Origin of the sequence: Kitasatospora paranensis (assembly GCF_039544005.1) — a bacterium.
In the GTDB taxonomy this organism is placed as follows: Bacteria; Actinomycetota; Actinomycetes; order Streptomycetales; family Streptomycetaceae; genus Kitasatospora; species Kitasatospora paranensis.
Genome location: NZ_BAABKV010000001.1, coordinates 3021193 through 3040813 on the forward strand (window position 1 = coordinate 3021193; position 19621 = coordinate 3040813).

Sequence of the window (19621 nt, forward strand, 5' to 3'; positions counted from 1 at the left end):
GCAGGGGGCATGGGGACCGGAACGGACCGGGGAAGGTGGTGGCACCGCAGCGCTCAGAGCGTCAGCAACCCCTCAGAGCGTCAGCAGCCCCTTGATGTCGGCGAACTTTCTTTCGCCGAATCCGGAAACCTCACGGAGCTGGTCGACGGACCGGAACGGGCCGTGCTGGGTGCGGTACTGGACGATGCGCTGGGCGAGGGTGGGGCCGACCCCGGGCAGGGTGTCCAACTGCTCGACGGTGGCCTGGTTGAGGCTGATCAGCCCTGCGGGTGCGCTGCCCGCTCCGCCCTGCCCCTGCGGGGCGCCGACCAGGATCTGCTCGCCGTCGTTGAGGACCCGGGCGAGGTTGAGGCCGTCGGTGTCGACGCCCGGAAGCGCCCCGCCGGCCGCCCGGAGCGCGTCCGCGACTCGCGAACCGGTCGGCAGGGTGCGCAGGCCCGGGTGCCCGACCTTGCCCGCCACGTCCACCACGACAGTGGGCGCAGGTGCCCCCGGCAGACCGGACGGGCCGTGCGTCGGGCTCGGGACCGCGCTGCCGGTGGCCGTCGCCGCCGGAACAGCCACCGCCTCCGGACGGCTCAGCCAGAAGTGCTGAACCGCGTACCCGACGGCGAGCAGCAACAGGGCGGCCAGGCCGAGGGCGGCCCTGCGGTCGAGTATCAGCGAGGCGGGGAGCGCGAACGCCGCCCGACGGGCCTGGGTCACCGGATCCGGCCCGACCCCACCCTGGCCCCCGCCCGCAGCCGGGCCGTCGGCCCCCGCGGGTGGCGCACCGTCGCCGATCGGATCACCCCGTACGGGGGCGTCGTGCGCAGGTCCGTCCCGGACAGGACGATCGCGTACGGGACCGTCGCGCACCGGGCCGTCGCGCACGGGTCTGCCGCGTCTGGGCCGGCCGCGGCTCGTCGGGTCGACCGGCCACAGGGCGCCCGTCTCCGGTACGGGATCGGCCGACGACCGCGGCCGGTCGGGTGCCAGAGGTCCGGAGGCCGACCGGTGGCCGGGTGTGTCGATGGGCAGGCCGGTGTGCGGGCCCGTGGGCGGGCCGGTCGAGCCGGGGCCGCCGTCCCCCGGCGCACCGCCCCGGAGGGCAGTGGAGAAGAGCGTCGACAGCCGACGCCGCACGGTCTCGGTGGTCTCTCGGCGCCGCGTGGCGCCCAGGAAGATCGTCCTCATGCCGAGGACGGTACGGAGCTTCCGGAGCCGCACCCAGGCCCCGTCGCGTTCCTGTGGACAACCCGGGCCTGTGGATAACTCAAGTCACTCGCAGGAGTGAAGTGCGCTGGCCCCAGGTTTACCGCGCCCGCGCGCAACGACCGCTCCACCCCGGTTCATGCGCACGGGCTCATCCGCAAGGACTCATCCGCCCGGCTCATCCGCCCCGGTCCGCACCGGTCCGCACCGGTTCAGCAGGGCGAGACCACGACCGCGAGCAGACCGGGGCCCACGTGCGCGCCGATGACCGCGCCGACCTCGCCCACGTACAGGTCGCGCAGGCCGGGGACGCGCTCGCGCAGGCGCTCCGCCAGCGGCTCGGCACGCTCCGCGGCGGCGAGGTGGTGCACCGCGATGTCCACCTCGGCGCCGCCGGCCTGCTCGACCGCGATCTCCTCCAGCCGGGCGATCGCCCGCGAGGCCGTGCGGACCTTCTCCAGGGGTTCGATGCGGCCGCCCGCGAGATGCAGCAGGGGCTTCACCGCGAGGGCCGAGCCGAGCAGGGCCCGCGCCGCGCCGATCCGGCCGCCGCGCCGCAGGTGCTCCAGCGTGTCGACGTAGAAGAAACCGCTGGTCGACGCGGACCGGCGGCGGACGGCCTCGGCCGTCTCCGCCGCGCCCATGCCCTCCTCTGCGGCCTGTGCGGCCGTCAGGACGCAGTAGCCGAGGGCCATGCCGACCAGTCTGCTGTCCACCACCTCGACCGGGATGTCGGCGTCCGCGGCGGCCATCCTCGCGGCCTCGAACGTGCCGGACAGCTCGGCCGACAGATGGACCGACACCACGGCGGAGGCCCCGTTCTCGGCGGCGGCCCGGTAGGCGGCGGCGAAGGTCTCCGGGCCGGGCCGGGAGGTGGTGACCCGGCGCTTGGCACGGAGCGCCTCGGCGACGTCCTTCGGTGAGATCTCCACACCCTCGTCCAGGACGTCGTCGCCGACGGCCACGCTGAGCGGTACGACCTCGATCCGGTGGCGGTCGACGGCGTCCTGCGGCAGGTAGGCCGTGGAATCGGTGACGAGTGCGAGGTGCCCGGGCATGAGCCGGAGGTTACTCCGGGACCGGCGCAGATGACAGCGCACGCCCGCCCGCGTCCGCGCCGCACTCCGCGGAACCGTCCGGCGCACCCGTCCCGCACACCCGCCCCGCAGAAGCCCCGCGGGAGCCCCCGCAGGTGTGCCCCGGAAGCCGTGGGCCGGTCAGCCCGCCGACGAGCCGCCCGTGTTCGGCTTGCGCAGCCGGTCGGCGAGGCGGTTCAGCGGCTCGGCCAGCCCGAGGACGTCCTCGGCGCTCAGCCGCCGCCCGCCCGTCAGCCCCGGCCGCGCGTCGACCGGCGTCGCACCCGTGCCCGTACCCCCGGAACCCGGCCCCGCGGATCCGGCCCCGCCGGAGCCCGCGCCGCCCGATCCCGCCCCGCCCGATCCCGCCTCGCCCGATCCCACCCCGCCTGCCGCGGTCCCGGCGACCCGGTCCCAGTGCCGCAGCGCGCCGGCCTCGTTCTCGCAGTCCCGGCTGAGCCGCACCAGTTCGTCGTCGGCGAAGCGCCGCATCCGGTCCTGCGCGGCCCAGCGCATGGTCTCGGCGGAGTGCGTGATCCGCTCGGCGCGCTCGCGCAGCTCGGGGAGCTTGGCGGTGAGGCGGCCGGCGTCGGGTTCGCGCTCCAGGATGCGCAGTTCGCGGTCGAGTTCGGCGGCGTGGGCGTCGAGGCGGCCGAGCAGCTGGAGGGACTCGGCGAGCTGGCCGTCCTGGGCGAGGCCCGCCTCCAGGACCTGCCGGGTGGCGTCGAGCGACGTCCGCAGCGACAGCCGGACGGCGGCCAGCCGCCCCTGGGAGCCGGGCTTGGTGAACGTCCTGGCCCGCAGACCGGCGTTCTCGACGGCGCGCCGGGCGTTGGCCTCGTGCCGTTCGACCTTGGCGGCGACCGCCCGGCCGGCCTTGACGGCACCGACCACGACCATGGCCAGCGCGGCGGCCCCGAAGAGCAGCACCAGAACGACCACCACTCCGAGCGCTTCCATCCCGACCCCACCTTTCACGGTGTCCACCCGGGCCGACCGCGGCGCAGCTGTCCGCCGCCCGCGGTCCCGGTACCGCCCGGAGTTCCACCGTAGCCGCCGGACGGCCCGATGCGGACCGCTCGGGGCGCCCTTCCCGGAGAGATCAGGGAAACCTCGGGGCCCGGGTCAGGGACACCCCCGGGCGGCTCCCCCGGGCAGGCCCACAGGGCGCGGCCCCGTCCGGTACGGGATGCGTGTCCCCTCCACGGCGGGACGACGACCGACTGTGCAGCCCCGGCCACCCGGAGGCGTCGACACCGGGCGGGCGGCTCGGCGACGCGTCCGGGCCGGAGTACCGGGTCACGGAGGTCGCTGCCCCGAGCAGCGGGCGGCAGACGGCCGGCGGCAGACGGCGGGCGGCAGACGGCAGACGGCGGGCGGCGGGGCCTCGTCCTGTTGGCCCGTGCTTGCCGGTCGGGGCCGTCAGCAGATCATCTCGCGCCAGTAGGCGCACACCCGGCTGTCCTGGACGGCGACGAACTCGACACCGAACGGCTCGCGTTCGAGCGCGTCGAGCAACTGGGCCAGGACGGACTCCGCCCGGACTGCCGGAACTTCGGCGTAGTGCCGGTAGGGCTTCCGCGGCTCGTCGTCGGACCGGTTGGCGGCGAGCGAGGGCCCGGGGGCACCGATGCCTGCGGGACGCTCGCGGACAGCCCGGCTGCGGCCCACAGGGTGTCGCAGCGCTCCGGCCCCGACGGGTCCGGCTTCACGTTCCAGTGCCTCGCCCAGGACGGCTCCCACAGGCCGATCCAGAGTTCCACCGGCGGCCCGTCGGGCTGCACGCCCGGGAGACGTTGAGCCACACGTCGCGGTCGACCACGACGGCCTCCCACTCGTCCCCGCGAACCGCCCATTCGGCCCCCACGTGACGGGAGTCCACGGGATCGGCGCTGACGTCGACCAGATACGTACGGCCGCCGGGATGCTCCAGTCTCCACCAGCCGCCCGCGGTGGGCTGCCCGAGCCCGAGAATCCCGGTCACGTACGCACCGTCGAACGGCGCCCCGTCCAGGCTGCGCAACGCGACGTGCAGATCGTAGGACATCACCGGCCTCCTCGACCGACGACCGCGGCCGGGCCCTCCCCGAAGGGAGCGCCCGGCCGCAGCATGTGACGGAGTGTCAGCCGGTGACGATGTTCACCAGCTTCGGCGCGCGCGCGATGACCTTGCGGACGGCGGCGTCACCGATGGCGGCGACGACGGCCGGGTCGGCCAGCGCCAGCGCCTCCAGGTCGGCGTCGGTGATGGTCGGCGGCACCTCCAGGCGGGCCTTGACCTTGCCCTTGATCTGGACGACGCAGGTGACCGACTCGTCGACCACGTACGCGGGGTCGGCGACCGGGTAGTCGGCGAAGGCCAGCGACTCGCGGTGGCCCAGGCGCTGCCACAGCTCCTCGGCGACGTGCGGGGCCAGCGGGGCGACCAGCAGGACGATCTGCTCGGCCACGGAGCGCGGCGTGGAGCCGCGCTTGACCAGGAAGTTGTTCAGTTCGATCGCCTTGGCGACGGCCGTGTTGAAGCGCAGGCCGGCCATGTCGCCGCGGATGCCGTCGATCGCCTTGTGCAGCGCGCGCAGGGTCGCCTCGTCCGGCTCGTCGTCGGTGACGACCAGTTCGCCGGTGGTCTCCGAGACGACGTTGCGCCACAGGCGCTGCAGGAAGCGGTACGAGCCGACGACGGCGCGGGTGTCCCACGGGCGGGAGACGTCCAGCGGGCCCATCGACATCTCGTACAGGCGCAGCGTGTCGGCGCCGTACTCGTCGGCGATCTCGTCCGGGGCGACGGCGTTCTTCAGGGACTTGCCCATCTTGCCGGCCTCGCGCTTGACCGCCTCGCCGTTCCAGACGTAGCCGCCGTCGACCTCTTCGACCTCGGCGGCGGGCACCGGGAATCCCCGCTCGTCGCGGTACACGTCGGCGGTGATCATGCCCTGGTTGAACAGCTTGTGGAACGGCTCGACCGAGGAGACGTGGCCCAGGTCGAACAGCACCTTGTGCCAGAAGCGCGCGTACAGCAGGTGCAGCACCGCGTGCTCGGCGCCGCCGACGTACAGGTCGACGCCGCCGGCCGGCTTGTCGGCCGTCGGGCCCATCCAGTAGGCCTCGTTGGCCGGGTCGACGATCTTCGCGGCGTCGGCCGGGTCGATGTAGCGCAGCTCGTACCAGCACGAACCCGCCCAGTTGGGCATGGTGTTGGTCTCGCGGCGGTACTTCTTCGGCCCGTCGCCCAGGTCCAGCTCGACGGTGACCCAGTCCTCGTTGCGCGACAGCGGGGTCTTCGGGGTGGAGGCGGCGTCGTTCGGGTCGTAGGTGTGCGGCGAGTAGTCCTCGACCTCGGGGACCTCGACCGGCAGCATCGACTCGGGCAGCGCGTGCATCGCGCCGTCCTCGTCGTAGACGATCGGGAAGGGCTCGCCCCAGTACCGCTGGCGGCTGAACAGCCAGTCGCGCAGGCGGTAGTTGACGGTGCCCTCGCCGATGCCGCGGGCGGCCAGCCAGTCGGTGACGCGGGCCTTGGCCTCGACGACGCCCAGGCCGTTCAGGGACAGGTCGCCGTGCGCGGAGTTGACGATCGCCGCGTCGTAGGAGGCGAACGCATCGTCCCAGCCGGAGGTGTCCTCGCCGCGGCCGTCGGTCGGCTCGACGACACAGCGGATCGGCAGGCCGAAGGCGCGGGCGAAGGCGAAGTCGCGGTGGTCGTGGGCGGGCACGGCCATGATGGCGCCGGTGCCGTAGCCCATCAGTACGTAGTCGGCGATGAAGACCGGCACCTGCTCGCCGCTGACCGGGTTGGTCGCGTGGGCGCCGGTGAACACACCGGTCTTGATCTTGGCGTCGACCTGGCGCTCGACGTCGGACTTGGCGGCGGCCTCGGCACGGTAGGCGGCGACGGCCTCGGCCGGGGTGGCGGCGCCACCCGTCCAGTCGGCGGGCACCCCGTCGGGCCAGGCGGCCGGAACGATCGTGTCGACCAGGGCGTGCTCGGGCGCCAGCACCATGTAGGTGGCGCCGAACAGGGTGTCCGGGCGGGTGGTGAAGACGGTGATCGCCTCGCCGCCGGGGACGGCGAAGTCGACGCGGGCGCCCTCGCTGCGGCCGATCCAGTTGCGCTGCTGCAGCTTGATGGCCTCGGGCCAGTCCAGCAGGTCCAGGTCGGCGATCAGGCGGTCGGAGTAGGCGGTGATCCGCATCATCCACTGGCGCAGCTTGGACTTGAACACCGGGAAGTTGCCGCGCTCGGAGCGGCCGTCCGCGGTGACCTCCTCGTTGGCCAGCACGGTGCCCAGGCCGGGGCACCAGTTGACCGGCACCTCCTTGGCGTAGGCCAGCCGGTACTCGCCCAGCACCTCGTCGCGCTCGACGGCGGACAGCTCGGACCAGGCGCGGCCGCCGGGCACCTCGCGCTCACCGGCGGCGAACTGCGCGACCAGCTCGGCGATCGGACGGGCGCGGCCGGCCTCCTGGTCGTACCAGGAGTTGAAGATCTGCAGGAAGATCCACTGGGTCCAGCGGTAGTACTCGGGGTCGATCGTGGCGATCGAGCGCCGCGAGTCGTGGCCCAGGCCCAGCCGGCGCAGCTGGCGGCGCATGTTGGCGATGGCCGCCTCGGTGGTGATCCGGGGGTGCTCGCCGGTGGCGACGGCGTGCTGCTCGGCGGGCAGGCCGAAGGCGTCGTAGCCCAGGGTGTGCAGCACGTTGTGGCCGGTCATCCGCTGGTAGCGGGCGTACACGTCGGTGGCGATGTAGCCCAGCGGGTGGCCGACGTGCAGGCCCGCACCGGACGGGTACGGGAACATGTCCATGATGAAGCTGTGCGGCTTCGCGGCGACGTCGCCGGCCGAGGCGTCGGCCAGCGGGCCGACCGGGTTGGGGGCGTCGAACGTCCCCTCCTTCTCCCACAGGTCCTGCCAGCGGGACTCGATCTCGGCCGCCAGCGCGGCGCCGTAGCGGAAGGGCTCGGAAGCGGCCTCGGCCGCGCCGGAAGCAGGGGTCGTCGTCTCGCTCATGGTCCTTCGGGCTCCATCGTCATCAGGCTGCGAACCAGCGCCGTACAAACACGTCCGGAAAGCAAAAAACCCCTCGCAGGAGGGGACGCCACGCCGACTCCGGCGTTCGAGCCGGTTCTGGTCAGCGCGGCCGGCTAAGGAGCAGGCGCACGGTTCGCATGGGCTCAGGGTACCGCACGGTCCCGCGCCGCCCGGCGGATGTTTTGGCGGTGGGGCCGCCGGGTGGCGCGGACGCGACCGGTCAGCCGGCGGGGGCGGCCGGTCCGTCGTCGGCCGGGTCGCCCGCGGGAGCTCCGCCCGGGCCGCCGCGGGCCGCGGCGTCGAAGGCCCGCAGGGCGCGGGCGACCCGCGCGGACTGCATGCCTGCGGCGAGCAGCCGCGCCTCGTCGGCGGTGCGGGCCGCCTCCTCCCGGTCGCCGGTGCAGCGGTACGCCTCGGCCAGTCGGACCATCAGCAGCACCCGGCCGCGGGCCCGCTCGGGCGGCAGCGCGGTGACGGCCTCGTCGAGCAGCCGGCGGGCCCGCTCGTAGTCGCCGAGGAACAGGTGGGCCTCCCCCACCAGCCCGGCCAGGTCGGCGTGGACGGCGGTGGCCTCCGGCTGCTCGGCGAGCGCCTGGAACGCCCGCTCGGCGACGGCCTCGGCGCTGAACTGCTCGCCCTTGCGGCCGTGCGCGCGAGCGATCCGGCCGAGCTGCAGGGCCCGCTCGTGCGGGGTCAGCACCTCGTCGGCGGCGCGCAGCGCGGTGGAGAGCATGGCGACCGGGTCGAGGCCGCGGCCGACCGAGTTGTCGGTGGCCTGGACGGCCAGGCAGCCGACCACGCTGACGCCGAGGCGCGGGTCGCCGGAGACGTGGGCGGCGCGCAGCGCGGCGACGAAGGCGCGCTGCGCGGCGGCGTCGTTGCCCATGTCGTAGTTGGCGCGGCCGACCAGGCGGGCCAGCCGGCCGGCCGCGCCGTACAGTTCGCGGCCGAGCCGCTCGTCGTACGCGCCGAGCTCCAGCAGCTTGCCGACCAGGGCGAGTTCGGCCCGGGCCGGGTCGAGGATGAGCCCGCCGCCGTAGGCCCGTTCGAGGCGCTGTTTGCTGTCGTAGGACAGCCGCAGGTCGGCGAGCTGGTCGGGGGCGATGCGCAGGGCCCCGGCGCCGCCGGTGACCTCGGGTGGCGGGGAGGCCCAGTGCCGGGCCGCCTGTTCGAGTTCGTCGCCGCGGAACAGGTCGGTGAGCCGGACGGGTGCGACGTCGGCGCCGGCCTCGCGGAGCGCGGTCTGCGCGGTGTCGGCCGTCCACGGGTCGGTGAGCAGCCGGGGCGAGAGGATCTTGGCGCCGCGTCCGCTGCCCATCCGTCCCCAGAGCTGCTCGTAGGTGACGGCGATGCCGACGGCGCGGCCGAGCACCTCGCAGACGGCCTGGTCGTGCGGGGCGCGCGGGACCATGCCGCGGTCGCGCCACTTGTACGGGGCGGTGGAGCTGATCGCGAGGCCCGGCGGGAGGGCGGTGTTCACCTCGCGGGCCAGCCGCTCGGGGCTCCACCCGAGCTGGTGGAGTATCCGGGCGAGCTCCTCGTTGCGCTTGCGCACCAGGTCGGCCATGGGAACGACGGTAGCGGCCCCGGCGCGCACGGCGGTAGGCCGGTCGCCCCACGCGAAAGGCCGCCCCCGGGAACGGGGACGGCCTGTCACTTCCTGTGGAGCTATGGGGAATCGAACCCCAGACCTCTTGCATGCCATGCAAGCGCTCTACCAACTGAGCTATAGCCCCTTGCTGCGGCCCCCGGTGGTCTCCCCGGCGACATCGACCACTTTACACGGTCGCCGGGGTGCTCCCTAATCAGTTCCCGCGGGCCGCCCGCCACCGCTTGCGGCGCCGCACGATGGCGTACACCAGGGCTGCTTCGCAGGCGGCCAGGAAGCCGATGAAGATCCAGTAGTCCGCTCCGTAGCTGTCGTCGCCGATCGCGCCGAGGCCGGCCATCAGGACGAGCAGGCCCCAGACGACCGCGACCGTGGTCTGGAGGACGCCGAGGATCCGCCGTCCGATCCCGGGCTTCGCCTCCTCGTCGGCCGCCCGGGCCGCGGCCCGCGGGCCGGCCGCGGACGGCGCGCCCGAGGCGTACGGGGCGGGCGGCTGGCGCGGCGGCATCGCGACGAACAGGTGCGGGGGCACGGCGCCGTCGACCACCGCCAGACTGTAGGTGTCCAGGAGGTGGCAGGCGGGCTCGATCTGGACGGTGATGCCGTCGGTGCCGATCAGCCTGCGGCCGCCGTCGGGCCAGGCGAGCACCGCGGCGCAGGCGTCGTAGCGGACGGTCGCCGCCTCGGTGCCGTCGACCAGGCTGACGCCGTCGCGGGCGATCACCAGCTCCGGGCCGCCGGCCTGGACCGAGCGGTGGCTGGTGCCGTAGACCGCCGCCGCGGAGGTGGTGGGCGCGGCCCGGTAGCCCGCCCAGTCCGCCCGGCGCCCGGCGGGCACCCGCAACAGGCCGCCGCCGAGGGCCTGTTGGGCGACGGCGTGGACGTCGGCCGGGGCCACCGACCGGAGTTCGGCGCGCAGTTCGTCGCCGGTGCGCACCGGCAGCCCGCTCAGCAGGTCGGCGGCGCAGCCCGGGAGCCGTTCGGCGTCGATTGCCGGAGCGGCGTACGCCTCGTCGGCGCGCCGGCGGAGCGCCTCGAAGCCCTCCGGGGCGACGCCGGTCTCGGCGAGGCGGGCGAGCACGTCGACGAAGCCGCCGAGGGCCGCGGCCTGCTGTTCGGGGAGGGCGTCGGCGAGGGCGGTGACGGTGAGCATGCCGTCCCCGCGGTGGGTGTGGTCGGCGCCGACCGTGTAGGAGTAGCCGCCCTCCTGGCGGAGGTCCTGGAAGAGTTCGCGGTCCAGGCAGGCGGTGTAGAGCTCGGCCGCGGCGGTGCGCGGGAGCACGGTGTCGAACAGGACCTGGCCCTGGCCGGCGTCGAAGTAGGCGGGGGTCTGCGGCAGCGCGGACGTCGGGGCGGGCAGCGGCATCCGCCGGCCCGGGCGCAGCGGCAGGCGCAGGTCGGCGGGCACCTGCTCGCCGGCGATCCACAGGGCGGCGTTCTCCCGGGTGAACCAGGTGTCGGCCCACTGCTGGACGGTCTGCGGGTGGAGTCCGGGCACGCCCCACTCGGGGTAGCTGACCAGCCCGTGGCCCTGCGCGCCGTACCGCCACAGGCCCATGGCCTCGCCCGCGCCGGCGCCCCGGCCGGACTCCTCGGTGCGCAGGATCGCCTTCTCGGTCTCCAGCCGGTCCATCGGCAGTGCCGTCAGGGACTGGCAGACGCTCAGCAGGAAGGACCGGACGTCCTGCTCGCCGCCCTCCAGGTGGAAGTGGGTGTGGAGCAGCCCGGTGGCGCCGTTGAAGCGGTGCACCTGGACGCCGCTGCGGTGCAGGGCGAGGTGTTCGACGAGGTGCGTGATGCCTGCGCCCGGCAGCGTCTCGTCGGCCCGGCCGACCCGGAAGACCAGCCCGGCCGAGAGCCGGCCGGCCCGGGGCGCGTACAGCGCGGGGACGCCGTCGACCTCGAAGTGGTGGATCACGGCTCAGCCCTTCTGGACGGCGTCGCGCCGGGTGGTCAGGAAGTGCCGCTCGGCGTCGCCGGGGAGCATGTCCCAGGGATCGGTGCTGCCGTACGGGCCCATGGCCTCGAAGTGGGCCTTGGCGGCCGTCCAGTGGCCTCCGGTGGCGGCCAGCATGGCGAACGTGCTGTGGGCCGTGATGAGGCCGTAGCGGGCCCGGCAGGTGGGGTGCAGAACGGAGGCGGCGGCCGCTGCGGCGAGTTCGCCGCGGACGTCCGCCCGCTGGGCGTAGGCGGCGCGGTCGGCCTGGGTGATCGCCAGCATCCGTTCGACGTGGTAGGTGGCGACGACGGCCCCGGCCAGGCTGCCGGCCGGTGCGGTGTGCAGGCCCTCCACGGCGAACGCGTGGGCGTCCTCCCAGCTGCCGCCCCACTTGGGCAGCAGTTGCTGGAGCAGACCGCGGCGGCCCGCGTAGTGGTGCGGGGCCACGCGCGTCAGCGCGCGGTGGCGGCGGCGGGTCTCGCTGGTGCCGAGGGACAGGCCCCGGGAGACCGTCAGCCGCAGGACCCAGGCCAGCGCGTTGCCGCGGTCGCGGGCGACCGCCCCGATGAGCAGCTGCTCGGCCAGGTTGAGGTGGTGGCGGAAGGCCCGCCAGCCCTCCGGGGTCACGTCCTTGGCGGACCGGGAGGTGCGGGCCTGCCAGCCGAGGTGGATGTGGTGGTCGGCCAGCAGGCAGGTGGCGAGCGGATCGCCCGGCCGGTGCGCCAGGACCTGGCCGAGCAGCGCCTCGATGCCGTGGGTCTTGGCGACCTCGTCGGCGAGGACGAGCAGCCCGTACTCCTCGGGGCAGGCGGCGAACAGTCCGGCGACGGCCGGCCAGTCGCCGCGCTGGGCGGCCTGCCGGGCGGCGGCGAGTTCCGGGATCGCCGCCGCCGGGTCGAAGACCACGGCCGAGGCGGAGGAGGCGGTGCTCATGGTGGCTGATGGTAGGCGCGGTCCGGGAGTGCGGGGAGCGCGCTTGATCAGCGGAAACGGCGCAGATCCGGGCAACTCGGCGGGCCCTTGGGAAAAGCTTTACGGAGGACGTCGCTCCGGATGCCGGTCCTGCCCCTCTGCCCCTCCGCGGGCCGGGCCCGGCGGGGCCGCGGAGGTCCGCGGAACGACGAAGGCCGCCGTCCCGGTCGGGACGGCGGCCTTCTAACTGCTGTGGAGCTATGGGGAATCGAACCCCAGACCTCTTGCATGCCATGCAAGCGCTCTACCAACTGAGCTATAGCCCCGCGACACGATCGACCCGAGGGCCTCCGGTGCGGAGTGGAGCTATGGGGAATCGAACCCCAGACCTCTTGCATGCCATGCAAGCGCTCTACCAACTGAGCTATAGCCCCGCAGTCCCAGGAATCCCGCCTGCCGTTTCCGGCCCCGCGCTCCTTCGCTGCGAACGAGGAAGACTCTAGCCGGTCAGGCCCGGAACTGCGAAATCGCCTCCCGGGCCGCCGTCACGTCTCGTCGCCGATGACCGGCTGCGGCAGCGTGCCCGCGTTGTGCTCCAGCAGCCGCCAGCCGCGGACGCCCTGACCGAGCACCGACCAGCAGCAGTTCGACAGGCCGCCGAACCGCTCCCACAGGGCCGGGTCGAGGTCCAGCAGGCGTCCGATCATGGTGCGGATGGTGCCGCCGTGGCTGACCACCACGAGGGTGCCGTCCTCCGGCAGCTTCTCCACCGCGTCCAGCACCACCGGCACGGCGCGGTCGGCGACCTCGGTGGCGAGCTCGCCGCCGCCGCGGCGGACGGGCTGCCCCTGCGCCCAGGCCTCGAACTCCTCGGGGTAGCGGGCGCGGATCTCGGCGTTGGTCAGGCCCTGCCACTCGCCCGCGTACGTCTCGCGCAGGCCCTCGTGGTGGTGCACCTGCAGGCCGGTCACCATCGCCAGCTCGGCCGCCGTCCGGGCGGCCCGCTGGAGGTCGGAGGAGACCAGCAGGTCGGGCCGGAGCCCGCCCAGCAGCCGGGCGGCCCGCTGGGCCTGGAAGACACCCTGGTCGGTGAGCGGGATGTCGGTGGTGCCCTGGAACCTCGACTCGAGGTTCCAGGACGTCTGCCCGTGCCGCCAGAAGACGATGCGCGGCCCCCGCGCGGCGCGGCTCAGCTCTCGCCCCCGGCGGTCGCGTTGCCCGCAGCGTCGGTCACGGCACCCTCGGGGCGGTTGCGGGTCGCCACGGCGTCGGCCGGGAGCGGCAGCTCGGGGCAGTCCTTCCAGAGCCGGTCGAGGGAGTAGAAGGAGCGCTCCTCGGAGTGCTGGACGTGCACGACGATGTCGAGGTAGTCCAGCAGGATCCAGCGGCCCTCCCGCTCGCCCTCCCGGCGCACCGGCTTGACGTCCAGCTTCTCGCGCAGCTGGTCCTCGATCTCTTCGGCGATGGCCCGCACCTGGCGGTCGTTGGCCGCCGACGCGATGAGGAAGGCGTCGGTGATCGACAGCACCTCGCTCACGTCGAAGGCGATGATGTCGTGGGCCAGCTTGTCGGCCGCCGCCTGGGCGGCGACGTCGAGGAGTTCCTGGCTACGGTCAGTGGCAGTCACGTCGTACTTCCGGCTCGATTGCATGGGTCTTCTCCCCCAGGATCTCACGAACGCCCCGGGCCCCCGGCTGGGTTTCCGGGGGCCCGGGGCGTTCTGTCGTCCGGGGAGGGTGCCGCGGCAGCCGCTAGGGGGTCTGCTGGGCCGGGAAGTCCTTGCCGACGACGACCACGAGGTCGACGTTCTGCGGGTCGGAGACCTTCTTGACCGCCTCGGGCTTCAGACCGAGGGTGACGGCCAGCGACTTGGCGGCGTCCGCCCGGGCGTCGTCGGTGTAGCGGATCTCACTGGCCGCCTGGACGGGGCCGGACTTGGTCGAGCTCGGGACGGCCTCCAGACCGGCGTTGGTCACCTGCACCTCGACGGCCGCGGCGAGCTTCTCGTTGCCGGAGGCGTTCACCACCGAGACCCGGGGCGTGGTGGCGGCCGAGGTCGCCGAGTGCACCGTGCCGCCGAGGACGGTCTTGACCTGCTGGCCCGCGGTCGCCTGGTCGAGCGTGCCGTCGGCCTTGGCCTTCAGCGTCTGAACGTCCAGGTGGCCGTCCTTCGCCCGCTGGGCGAGGCCGGCGAGGACGCCGCCGAGCGCCTTCTCCGGCAGCGAGGGGTCGAGCACCGCGTTCATCCGGCGGACGTCGTCGGTGGCGTCGGTGAGGTTGGCCGGCATCGCGTGGATCACCGCGGCCATCACCTGGCCGAACCGGGCGAGCTGCGCGTCGCGGCCCTCGCCCGGTGCCTGGTAGGTGGCGTAGAGGGCGGCCGCCTGGCCGTTCAACTGCGTGCCCTTGCCGGCGGTGACGGTGACCTTGCCGTCGGTGCTGTGCACCTCGGCGTCGGTGTCGACCGTGATGCCGCCGAGCTGGGCGACCAGCAGCGTCAGGTAGGGGTGTCCAGCCGCCAGGTGCCCGCGACGGGGGCGCCGAGCACGGTGGCCAGGCCGTCCCGGGTGCCGGAGGGGCCGAGGCTGTCCAGGCCGGTGCCGACCGTGGGCGACGCGGCGTCCCCGGAGGCGGGCAGCCTGAGGGTGTCCGGGAGCAGCAGGACGGTGGCCTTCCGCCCGGAGGCGTCGTCGACGAGCAGCGCTGTGGTCACCTTGCCCTGCAGGTCGCGCAGGTGGACGACGTTGACCTGGCGGCCGCCCGCCGCGGCCGCGGCCGAGGGGCCGCCGCCGAGCCTGCCGCTCCACCACAGGTAGCCGCCGGTGCCGCCGGCCGCGAGGACGAGGACGACAGCGACCGCGAGCAGCCGGTTGCGCAGCCGGCGGCGGCGCTCGGCCCGCACCTCGCTGCGCGACTCGGCGAACTTCAGCCAGTCGATGACGTCCTCGGACTCCTCCGCGGCCTCGTCGACGAAGGTGAACTCGCCGGTGGCGTAAGAGTCGTCGGTGTCCGGGTGCGCGCCGCCGGCCGGCCCGGCGGGGCGGGCGGGCGCAGCGGTCGGGGCGGTGCGCTGGCGCGGCGGGGCCGGCGGCGCGGCCGCGGCCTGCTGCACCGGCCGCTGCGGCACGGGCTGCGGCACCGGCTGCTGCGGCACGGCCTGGGGCACCGGCTGCTGCCGGTACGGGTCCTGGACGTAGGCCTGCTGCTGGTACTCCTGGGGCTGGTACTCCTGCGGCCGGCCGCCCTGGCCGCCCTGGCCGCCCTGGCCGTACGGGTCCTGCGGGTGGCCGGGCTGCTGGTAGTAGCCGTGCTGCACGTACCCCTGCTGCGGATGGCCCTGCCCGCCGCCGCCGTACGGGTCCTGCGGCCAGGCCTCCTGCCGGTACGGCTCCCGGGGGTACGCCTCCTGCGGGTGGGCCTGGGGCTGGTAGGCCTGCTGCGGGTAGGCCTGGCCGCCTTGGCCGTACGGGTCCTGCGGGTGGCCGGGCTGCTGGTAGTAGCCCTGCTGGGGGTACCCCTGCTGTCCGTATCCGTCGTAGCCCTCGTAGCCGTCGTCGGGCACTCCGCGGTCTGCCGTTCCGGTCACGCCGTCCCTCCCGGGATCAAGGCTGGGCCGGCGCGTAGAGCGCCCGCTTGTGGATGTAACGGACCACGCCGTCCGGGACGAGGTACCAGACCGGCTCGCCCTTGGCGACCCGGTTGCGGCAGTCCGTGGAGGAGATCGCCAGCGCCGGGACCTCGACCAGGGAGACCCCGCCGACCGGAAGACCGGCGTCCGACAGAGTGTGCCCCGGCCGGGTGCATCCGATGAAGTGGGCGAGCTCGAAGAGTTCGTCGGAGTCGCGCCAGGAGATGATCTGGGCCAGCGCGTCCGCGCCGGTGATGAAGAACAGCTCGGCGTCGGGGTGCAGGGCCCGCAGGTCGCGCAGGGTGTCGACGGTGTAGGTGAGGCCCTCGCGGTCGATGTCGATCCGGCTCACCGAGAACTGCGGGTTCTCGGCGGTGGCGATCACCGTCATCAGGTAGCGGTCCTCGGCGGGCGTCACCTGCCGGTCGGACTTCTGCCAGGGCTGCCCGGTCGGCACGAAGACCACCTCGTCGAGGTGGAACGCGCTCGCCACCTCACTGGCGGCGACCAGGTGCCCGTGGTGGATCGGGTCGAAGGTGCCGCCCATCACGCCGAGGCGCCTCTTCGCCCGCGTGCCGGCGGACTCGGCCTGCTGTCCCATGCCGCCACACCTTACGCGACGTGCTCCGGGGCCGGGCACGCCGCCCGGAGAGGTATGCCGGAGGGAGCGCGCAGCTTCTGTGCAGGCGCTCCCCGCGGCCCTCCGGGGGTCAGCGGTCCCGGTTGAAGCGGGTGGTGATGAAGGCCAGCAGCAGCAGGATGAACAGCGCGGAGCCACCCGTCACGAACGGGTTCAGGCTGTCGTGGTTGCCGCCCTCGGCGAGCTTGGCGAGGGCGGGCAGTGCGGCAGTGCTCATGGTCGGCAGGACCTTCTCGGCTCGGAGGGCGGACGCGTGCAGGCCACTGCGGCCCGCGGCCTCATCGTACGGGTGGGCTCCGTGCAACCGCTCGGCGGCCCACCGCGTCTGACCCCGCGTGGGGGCGGCGGCGACCGGCGGCGCCCGATATGTCAGTTGTTGCGCCCGGCCCTGAGCAGGATCCAGGCCAGCAGGCCGACGCCGACCATGGAGCCGATCACGATGATCCTCAGGAACAGGCCCGGTCCGTTCTCGCTGGAGATCGGACCGGCCAGGCTCGCCAGGGTGGCAGGGGACATCGGTGGTGCTCCTCTCGCTCCGGACGACCAGCGTAGACCGGGGCGTTCCGGACACCGGACACCGCCCCCGCGGCGGCGTACGGTGAGCGCCGGGGACGAGTACACGCACAAGGACGTTGAGCCAACAGCAGCGGGGGCCGGCTGCCAGCCGGTGCCGGCGACGACCAGGAGGTACTCACACATGACCGACCTTGCCAAGGACAGCACCACCCCGAGCCGCCGCCGGCAGCGCTTCCCGGAGATCTCCACCCGGGCCTGGGAGCACCCCGCCGACCGCTCGGCGCTGGTCGCCCTGCGCAAGCTCAGCGGATTCGACGACATCCTCAAGAAGCTCGCGGGCCTGGTCTCCGAGCGCAGCGTCCGGCTGATGTTCCTGGCCACCGCGGTGAAGACCTCGGAGCGCCAGTTCCCGGAGCTGTACGACATGGTCCGGGACGCCGCCTACGTGCTCGACCTGGAGAAGGTCCCGGACCTGTACGTCACCCAGGACCCGACCGTGAACGCGATGTGCATCGGCATGGAGACGCCGATCATCGTCGTCACCAGCGGCCTCGTCGAGCTCCTCGACGAGGAGGAGCTGCGCGCGGTGATCGGCCACGAGGTCGGGCACGCGATGTCCGGGCACGCCGTGTACCGCACCATGCTGCTCATCCTCACCAACATCGCCGCCCGGATCGCCTGGCTGCCGCTCGGCAGCCTGGCCATCGCCGCCGTCATCACCGCGCTCAAGGAGTGGTTCCGCAAGGCCGAGCTCTCCTGCGACCGGGCCGGCCTGCTCGCGGGCCAGGACGTGCACGCCTCGATGCGCGGCCTGATGAAGCTGGCGGGCGGCCACAACCTGGCCGAGATGAACGTCGACGCCTTCCTGGAGCAGGCCGAGGAGTACGAGAAGGCCGGCGACCTGCGCGACGGCGTGCTCAAGCTGCTCCAGGTGCTGCCGCAGACCCACCCGTTCGCGGTGGTGCGGGTCGCACAGCTGAAGAAGTGGGCCGAGAGCGACGAGCACCGCTCGATCCTCGCCGGCGCCTACCCGCGGCGCGGGGACGACCCGGAGACCTCGGTCGGCGCCCAGTGGAAGGCCGCGGCGGACTCCTACTCGCAGTCGGTGAAGGAGTCGAAGGACCCGCTGATGGGCCTGCTGCGGGACGTCGCCGGCGGTGTCGGCACGGTCGGCGGCCGGCTGCGGGACAGCTTCGTCGGGGCCGGGCGCGCGAGCGCCCCCGGTGCCAACGGCAGCAGCAACGGCAACGGGAGCGGCCCCGACGGCGGCTCGCCGGAGCAGTGAGCGCGGTGCGGGGCGCCGGGCCCGCACGTCCGGGGCTCAGGCTCCGGTGAGCGGCCCGAGCGCCCCGCACAGCTGCCAGGCGGGCCGGCTGTGGTCGCCCGGGTCCACCGCCGCCGGCCGGTCCGGCGCCGGTGCGGCCTGGCCGGCCAGCAGCGGCTGCAGGAAGCCCGCGGTCGGCGCACCGCACGCCGTCGGACCGGCCTGCAGCACGGAGTCGACCAGCCGCAGCCGGTCGGCGGACAGGTCGCCGCGGTCCAGGTCGAACCGCAGCTCGCGGCGGACGGAGAACAGGCTGACCGGCCCCTGGCCGGTGCCCGACGCCCGCACCGCGTAGACGAAGGTGTGGTCGGTGACGACCTCCAGCGTCGAGCCGTCCGCCTCGCCGACCCGCACCGCGCCGGCCGCCATCACGGTGTCGGACGCCAGCGCCACCCGGCCCGGGTCCAGCCGGACGAGCCAGCCGGTCGCCGCGTGGTGCTGGTCGTCCCGGGGGCTGTTCACGCTGTCGTCGTACTGCTGCTGCTCACCCGCGGTCACCAGGGTGCGCGCCTGCCCGCTCTCCGCCTCCGCCACCGTGGCCGGCGCCAGCGAGGACGCGACCAGGAAGCTCCGGACGATCGCCAGGGCGCGGTCGACCTCCGTCCGGGTGAAGTGCGCCGTGGCACTGCCCGCCGGGAACCCGAGCCCCGCACCGCCCTCCGCGTACCCGGCGGGCAGCCCGGCGAACGGGTGCGTCGGGTCCGCCACCGCCGCCACCGGGCCCGACGGGGCCAGCGCGACCGTGCTCGACGTCAGCTGGTTGCCGCTCGGCGGGGCGGCCTGCCGGTGCGGGGTGCTGATGCCGAAGTACACCGCCGCGGCGAACGCCAGGACCACCACCAGCAGCAGGGCGACGGCCTGCCGCGGCAGGCTGCCGAACGGCCCCAGGCCGATCCGCGAACGGGTGGCCCGGTACGTCCCGCCCAGCCGCTCGCGCGCCGACAGCTCCTGGATCCGGGCAGCACGCACGAAGGACTCGTCGAAGACGACGGACCGGAACTCGTCATCACTGCCGGAACCACCGTCGGGCGCACCCTCCGGCGGATCGCGCGGGTCACCCATAGAACCAGGGTAGAGCCGAGCGGCCCGCGGTTCGAGTGGCCGCCGGCAGATTCTGCGCACGCACCCGCGGCGGCGTCATCCCGGCCCGCTCAGCCGCTCGGCACGGCCACCGGAGCGGGCAGCGGCGAGGACGTCTGCGCCCCCGGCCCGCTGCTGGTGCCGACCTCCGGACGGTGCGGCGAGCCGACGCCACCGGCGCCGCGGTAGATCGCCGACACCGCGACCGCCACCACACCCGCCACCATCACCACCGCCAGCACCCAGGCCACCGGCCGGTGCCAGCGCTGCTGCGCCACCGAACGCCCGTCGCCGTGGCGCACGGGCTCCCAGCGCACGGCCCGCGCCCAGCGCGCCCGCCGCCTCACCCGGTCGGTGCCGGACCACGGGTCGGGGAAGTGCCGGTCGTCGTCGAGGCCGCCCGGATGCGGACGGAGCTCCAGCGGCAGGACGTCGCCGGTGCCGGTCATCTCCGGGGCCGTCAGGTCGTACGGCCGGCCCGCGACCGCAGGGTCCGGCTCGAGCCGGGCCTCGGCCGCGGCGAGCTGCCGCTCCAGGGCGCTGGGCTCGTGCACGGCAGCGGACCGGACGAAAGCCTCGTCGAGCACCACGGTGGCGAACTCGTCGTCCGCACCACCGTGGTCGGCGCCGTCGGGGTACGGCGAGCCCCCCACATCCTCAGCCACGGGATTCA

19 protein-coding genes and 3 tRNA genes are annotated in these 19621 nt (G+C 74.3%); 1 reads left to right on the top strand and 21 read right to left on the bottom strand.

Going from position 1 to position 19621, the window contains the following annotated elements:
• Positions 1–72 precede the first annotated feature (72 nt).
• The 19 genes from ABEB13_RS14775 to ABEB13_RS14865 all read right to left on the bottom strand — a co-directional run bounded on the left by ABEB13_RS14775 (position 73) and on the right by ABEB13_RS14865 (position 16544).
• Complete coding sequence (locus tag ABEB13_RS14775) at positions 73–705, bottom strand: ComEA family DNA-binding protein (RefSeq protein WP_345705891.1); 633 nt, start codon at positions 703–705, stop codon at positions 73–75.
• Between the two features lie 701 nt (positions 706–1406).
• Positions 1407–2252: a DegV family protein gene (locus ABEB13_RS14780; RefSeq protein WP_345705892.1), complete on the bottom strand. Its 846-nt coding sequence runs from the start codon at positions 2250–2252 to the stop codon at positions 1407–1409.
• Between the two features lie 159 nt (positions 2253–2411).
• Positions 2412–3230 carry a hypothetical protein gene (locus tag ABEB13_RS14785; RefSeq protein WP_345705893.1) on the bottom strand — a complete coding sequence of 273 codons (819 nt, stop codon included), beginning with the start codon at positions 3228–3230 and terminating at the stop codon, positions 2412–2414.
• Positions 3231–3692: 462 nt separating this feature from the next.
• Complete coding sequence (locus ABEB13_RS14790) at positions 3693–3941, bottom strand: hypothetical protein (RefSeq protein WP_345705894.1); 249 nt, start codon at positions 3939–3941, stop codon at positions 3693–3695.
• 37 nt (positions 3942–3978) lie between these two features.
• Positions 3979–4317 (bottom strand): hypothetical protein, encoded by a 339-nt coding sequence (locus ABEB13_RS14795; protein ID WP_345705895.1) that lies wholly within the window; start codon positions 4315–4317, stop codon positions 3979–3981.
• Positions 4318–4393: 76 nt separating this feature from the next.
• Positions 4394–7279, bottom strand: a complete 2886-nt coding sequence (leuS, locus tag ABEB13_RS14800) for a leucine--tRNA ligase (protein WP_345705896.1) — start codon at positions 7277–7279, stop codon at positions 4394–4396.
• A 241-nt stretch (positions 7280–7520) separates the two neighbouring features.
• The gene (locus ABEB13_RS14805) at positions 7521–8867 is read right to left on the bottom strand and encodes an NsdA family TPR-like regulatory protein (RefSeq protein WP_345705897.1); all 1347 of its coding nucleotides are present in this window, start codon (positions 8865–8867) and stop codon (positions 7521–7523) included.
• A 96-nt stretch (positions 8868–8963) separates the two neighbouring features.
• A tRNA-Ala gene (locus ABEB13_RS14810) sits at positions 8964–9036 on the bottom strand.
• Positions 9037–9105: 69 nt separating this feature from the next.
• Entirely contained in the window at positions 9106–10827 is a 1722-nt protein-coding gene (locus tag ABEB13_RS14815) for a M16 family metallopeptidase (RefSeq protein WP_345705898.1), read from the bottom strand.
• 3 nt (positions 10828–10830) lie between these two features.
• A complete protein-coding gene (locus tag ABEB13_RS14820) occupies positions 10831–11781 on the bottom strand; it encodes a hypothetical protein (protein ID WP_345705899.1) in 951 nt (316 codons plus the stop codon).
• A 232-nt stretch (positions 11782–12013) separates the two neighbouring features.
• Positions 12014–12086: transfer RNA gene (locus ABEB13_RS14825), tRNA-Ala, on the bottom strand.
• Between the two features lie 35 nt (positions 12087–12121).
• A tRNA-Ala gene (locus tag ABEB13_RS14830) sits at positions 12122–12194 on the bottom strand.
• Positions 12195–12305: 111 nt separating this feature from the next.
• Entirely contained in the window at positions 12306–12953 is a 648-nt protein-coding gene (locus ABEB13_RS14835; RefSeq protein WP_345709670.1) for a histidine phosphatase family protein, read from the bottom strand.
• On the bottom strand, positions 12950–13387 hold the full coding sequence (rsfS, locus tag ABEB13_RS14840; RefSeq protein WP_345705900.1) for a ribosome silencing factor: 438 nt from the start codon (positions 13385–13387) through the stop codon (positions 12950–12952). Before rsfS ends, ABEB13_RS14835 begins: the two co-directional genes overlap by 4 nt.
• 124 nt (positions 13388–13511) lie before the next feature.
• Positions 13512–14207, bottom strand: a complete 696-nt coding sequence (locus ABEB13_RS14845; RefSeq protein WP_345705901.1) for a LytR C-terminal domain-containing protein — start codon at positions 14205–14207, stop codon at positions 13512–13514.
• Positions 14208–14257: 50 nt separating this feature from the next.
• The gene (locus ABEB13_RS14850) at positions 14258–15346 is read right to left on the bottom strand and encodes a hypothetical protein (protein ID WP_345705902.1); all 1089 of its coding nucleotides are present in this window, start codon (positions 15344–15346) and stop codon (positions 14258–14260) included.
• Between the two features lie 16 nt (positions 15347–15362).
• On the bottom strand, positions 15363–15989 hold the full coding sequence (gene nadD, locus ABEB13_RS14855; protein ID WP_100890208.1) for a nicotinate-nucleotide adenylyltransferase: 627 nt from the start codon (positions 15987–15989) through the stop codon (positions 15363–15365).
• A gap of 109 nt (positions 15990–16098) precedes the next feature.
• Entirely contained in the window at positions 16099–16245 is a 147-nt protein-coding gene (locus ABEB13_RS14860) for a hypothetical protein (RefSeq protein ID WP_198524106.1), read from the bottom strand.
• A 152-nt stretch (positions 16246–16397) separates the two neighbouring features.
• A complete protein-coding gene (locus ABEB13_RS14865) occupies positions 16398–16544 on the bottom strand; it encodes a hypothetical protein (protein WP_198524105.1) in 147 nt (48 codons plus the stop codon).
• Between the two features lie 181 nt (positions 16545–16725).
• Between ABEB13_RS14865 and ABEB13_RS14870 the strand changes: the two genes are divergently transcribed.
• Complete coding sequence (locus tag ABEB13_RS14870; protein WP_345705903.1) at positions 16726–17829, top strand: M48 family metallopeptidase; 1104 nt, start codon at positions 16726–16728, stop codon at positions 17827–17829.
• Positions 17830–17865: 36 nt separating this feature from the next.
• Here ABEB13_RS14870 and ABEB13_RS14875 read toward each other — a convergent pair whose 3' ends face one another.
• Together ABEB13_RS14875 and ABEB13_RS14880 are read right to left on the bottom strand one after the other, a co-directional pair.
• Positions 17866–18930 carry an SCO2583 family membrane protein gene (locus tag ABEB13_RS14875; RefSeq protein WP_345705904.1) on the bottom strand — a complete coding sequence of 355 codons (1065 nt, stop codon included), beginning with the start codon at positions 18928–18930 and terminating at the stop codon, positions 17866–17868.
• An 89-nt stretch (positions 18931–19019) separates the two neighbouring features.
• A complete protein-coding gene (locus ABEB13_RS14880; protein ID WP_345705905.1) occupies positions 19020–19613 on the bottom strand; it encodes an SCO2584 family spore wall biosynthesis protein in 594 nt (197 codons plus the stop codon).
• Positions 19614–19621 lie beyond the last annotated feature (8 nt).

Bases quoted from the DNA above. Each gene is read 5' to 3' on its own strand.
- ABEB13_RS14780 (WP_345705892.1), bottom strand. From the start codon at position 2,252: ATGCCCGGGCACCTCGCACTCGTCACCGATTCCACGGCCTACCTGCCG.
- ABEB13_RS14785 (WP_345705893.1), bottom strand. From the start codon at position 3,230: ATGGAAGCGCTCGGAGTGGTGGTCGTTCTGGTGCTGCTCTTCGGGGCC.
- ABEB13_RS14795 (WP_345705895.1), bottom strand. From the start codon at position 4,317: ATGTCCTACGATCTGCACGTCGCGTTGCGCAGCCTGGACGGGGCGCCG.
- leuS (WP_345705896.1), bottom strand. From the start codon at position 7,279: ATGAGCGAGACGACGACCCCTGCTTCCGGCGCGGCCGAGGCCGCTTCC.
- ABEB13_RS14805 (WP_345705897.1), bottom strand. From the start codon at position 8,867: ATGGCCGACCTGGTGCGCAAGCGCAACGAGGAGCTCGCCCGGATACTC.
- ABEB13_RS14820 (WP_345705899.1), bottom strand. From the start codon at position 11,781: ATGAGCACCGCCTCCTCCGCCTCGGCCGTGGTCTTCGACCCGGCGGCG.
- nadD (WP_100890208.1), bottom strand. From the start codon at position 15,989: ATGGGACAGCAGGCCGAGTCCGCCGGCACGCGGGCGAAGAGGCGCCTC.
- ABEB13_RS14860 (WP_198524106.1), bottom strand. From the start codon at position 16,245: ATGAGCACTGCCGCACTGCCCGCCCTCGCCAAGCTCGCCGAGGGCGGC.
- ABEB13_RS14865 (WP_198524105.1), bottom strand. From the start codon at position 16,544: ATGTCCCCTGCCACCCTGGCGAGCCTGGCCGGTCCGATCTCCAGCGAG.
- ABEB13_RS14870 (WP_345705903.1), top strand. From the start codon at position 16,726: ATGACCGACCTTGCCAAGGACAGCACCACCCCGAGCCGCCGCCGGCAG.
- ABEB13_RS14875 (WP_345705904.1), bottom strand. From the start codon at position 18,930: ATGGGTGACCCGCGCGATCCGCCGGAGGGTGCGCCCGACGGTGGTTCC.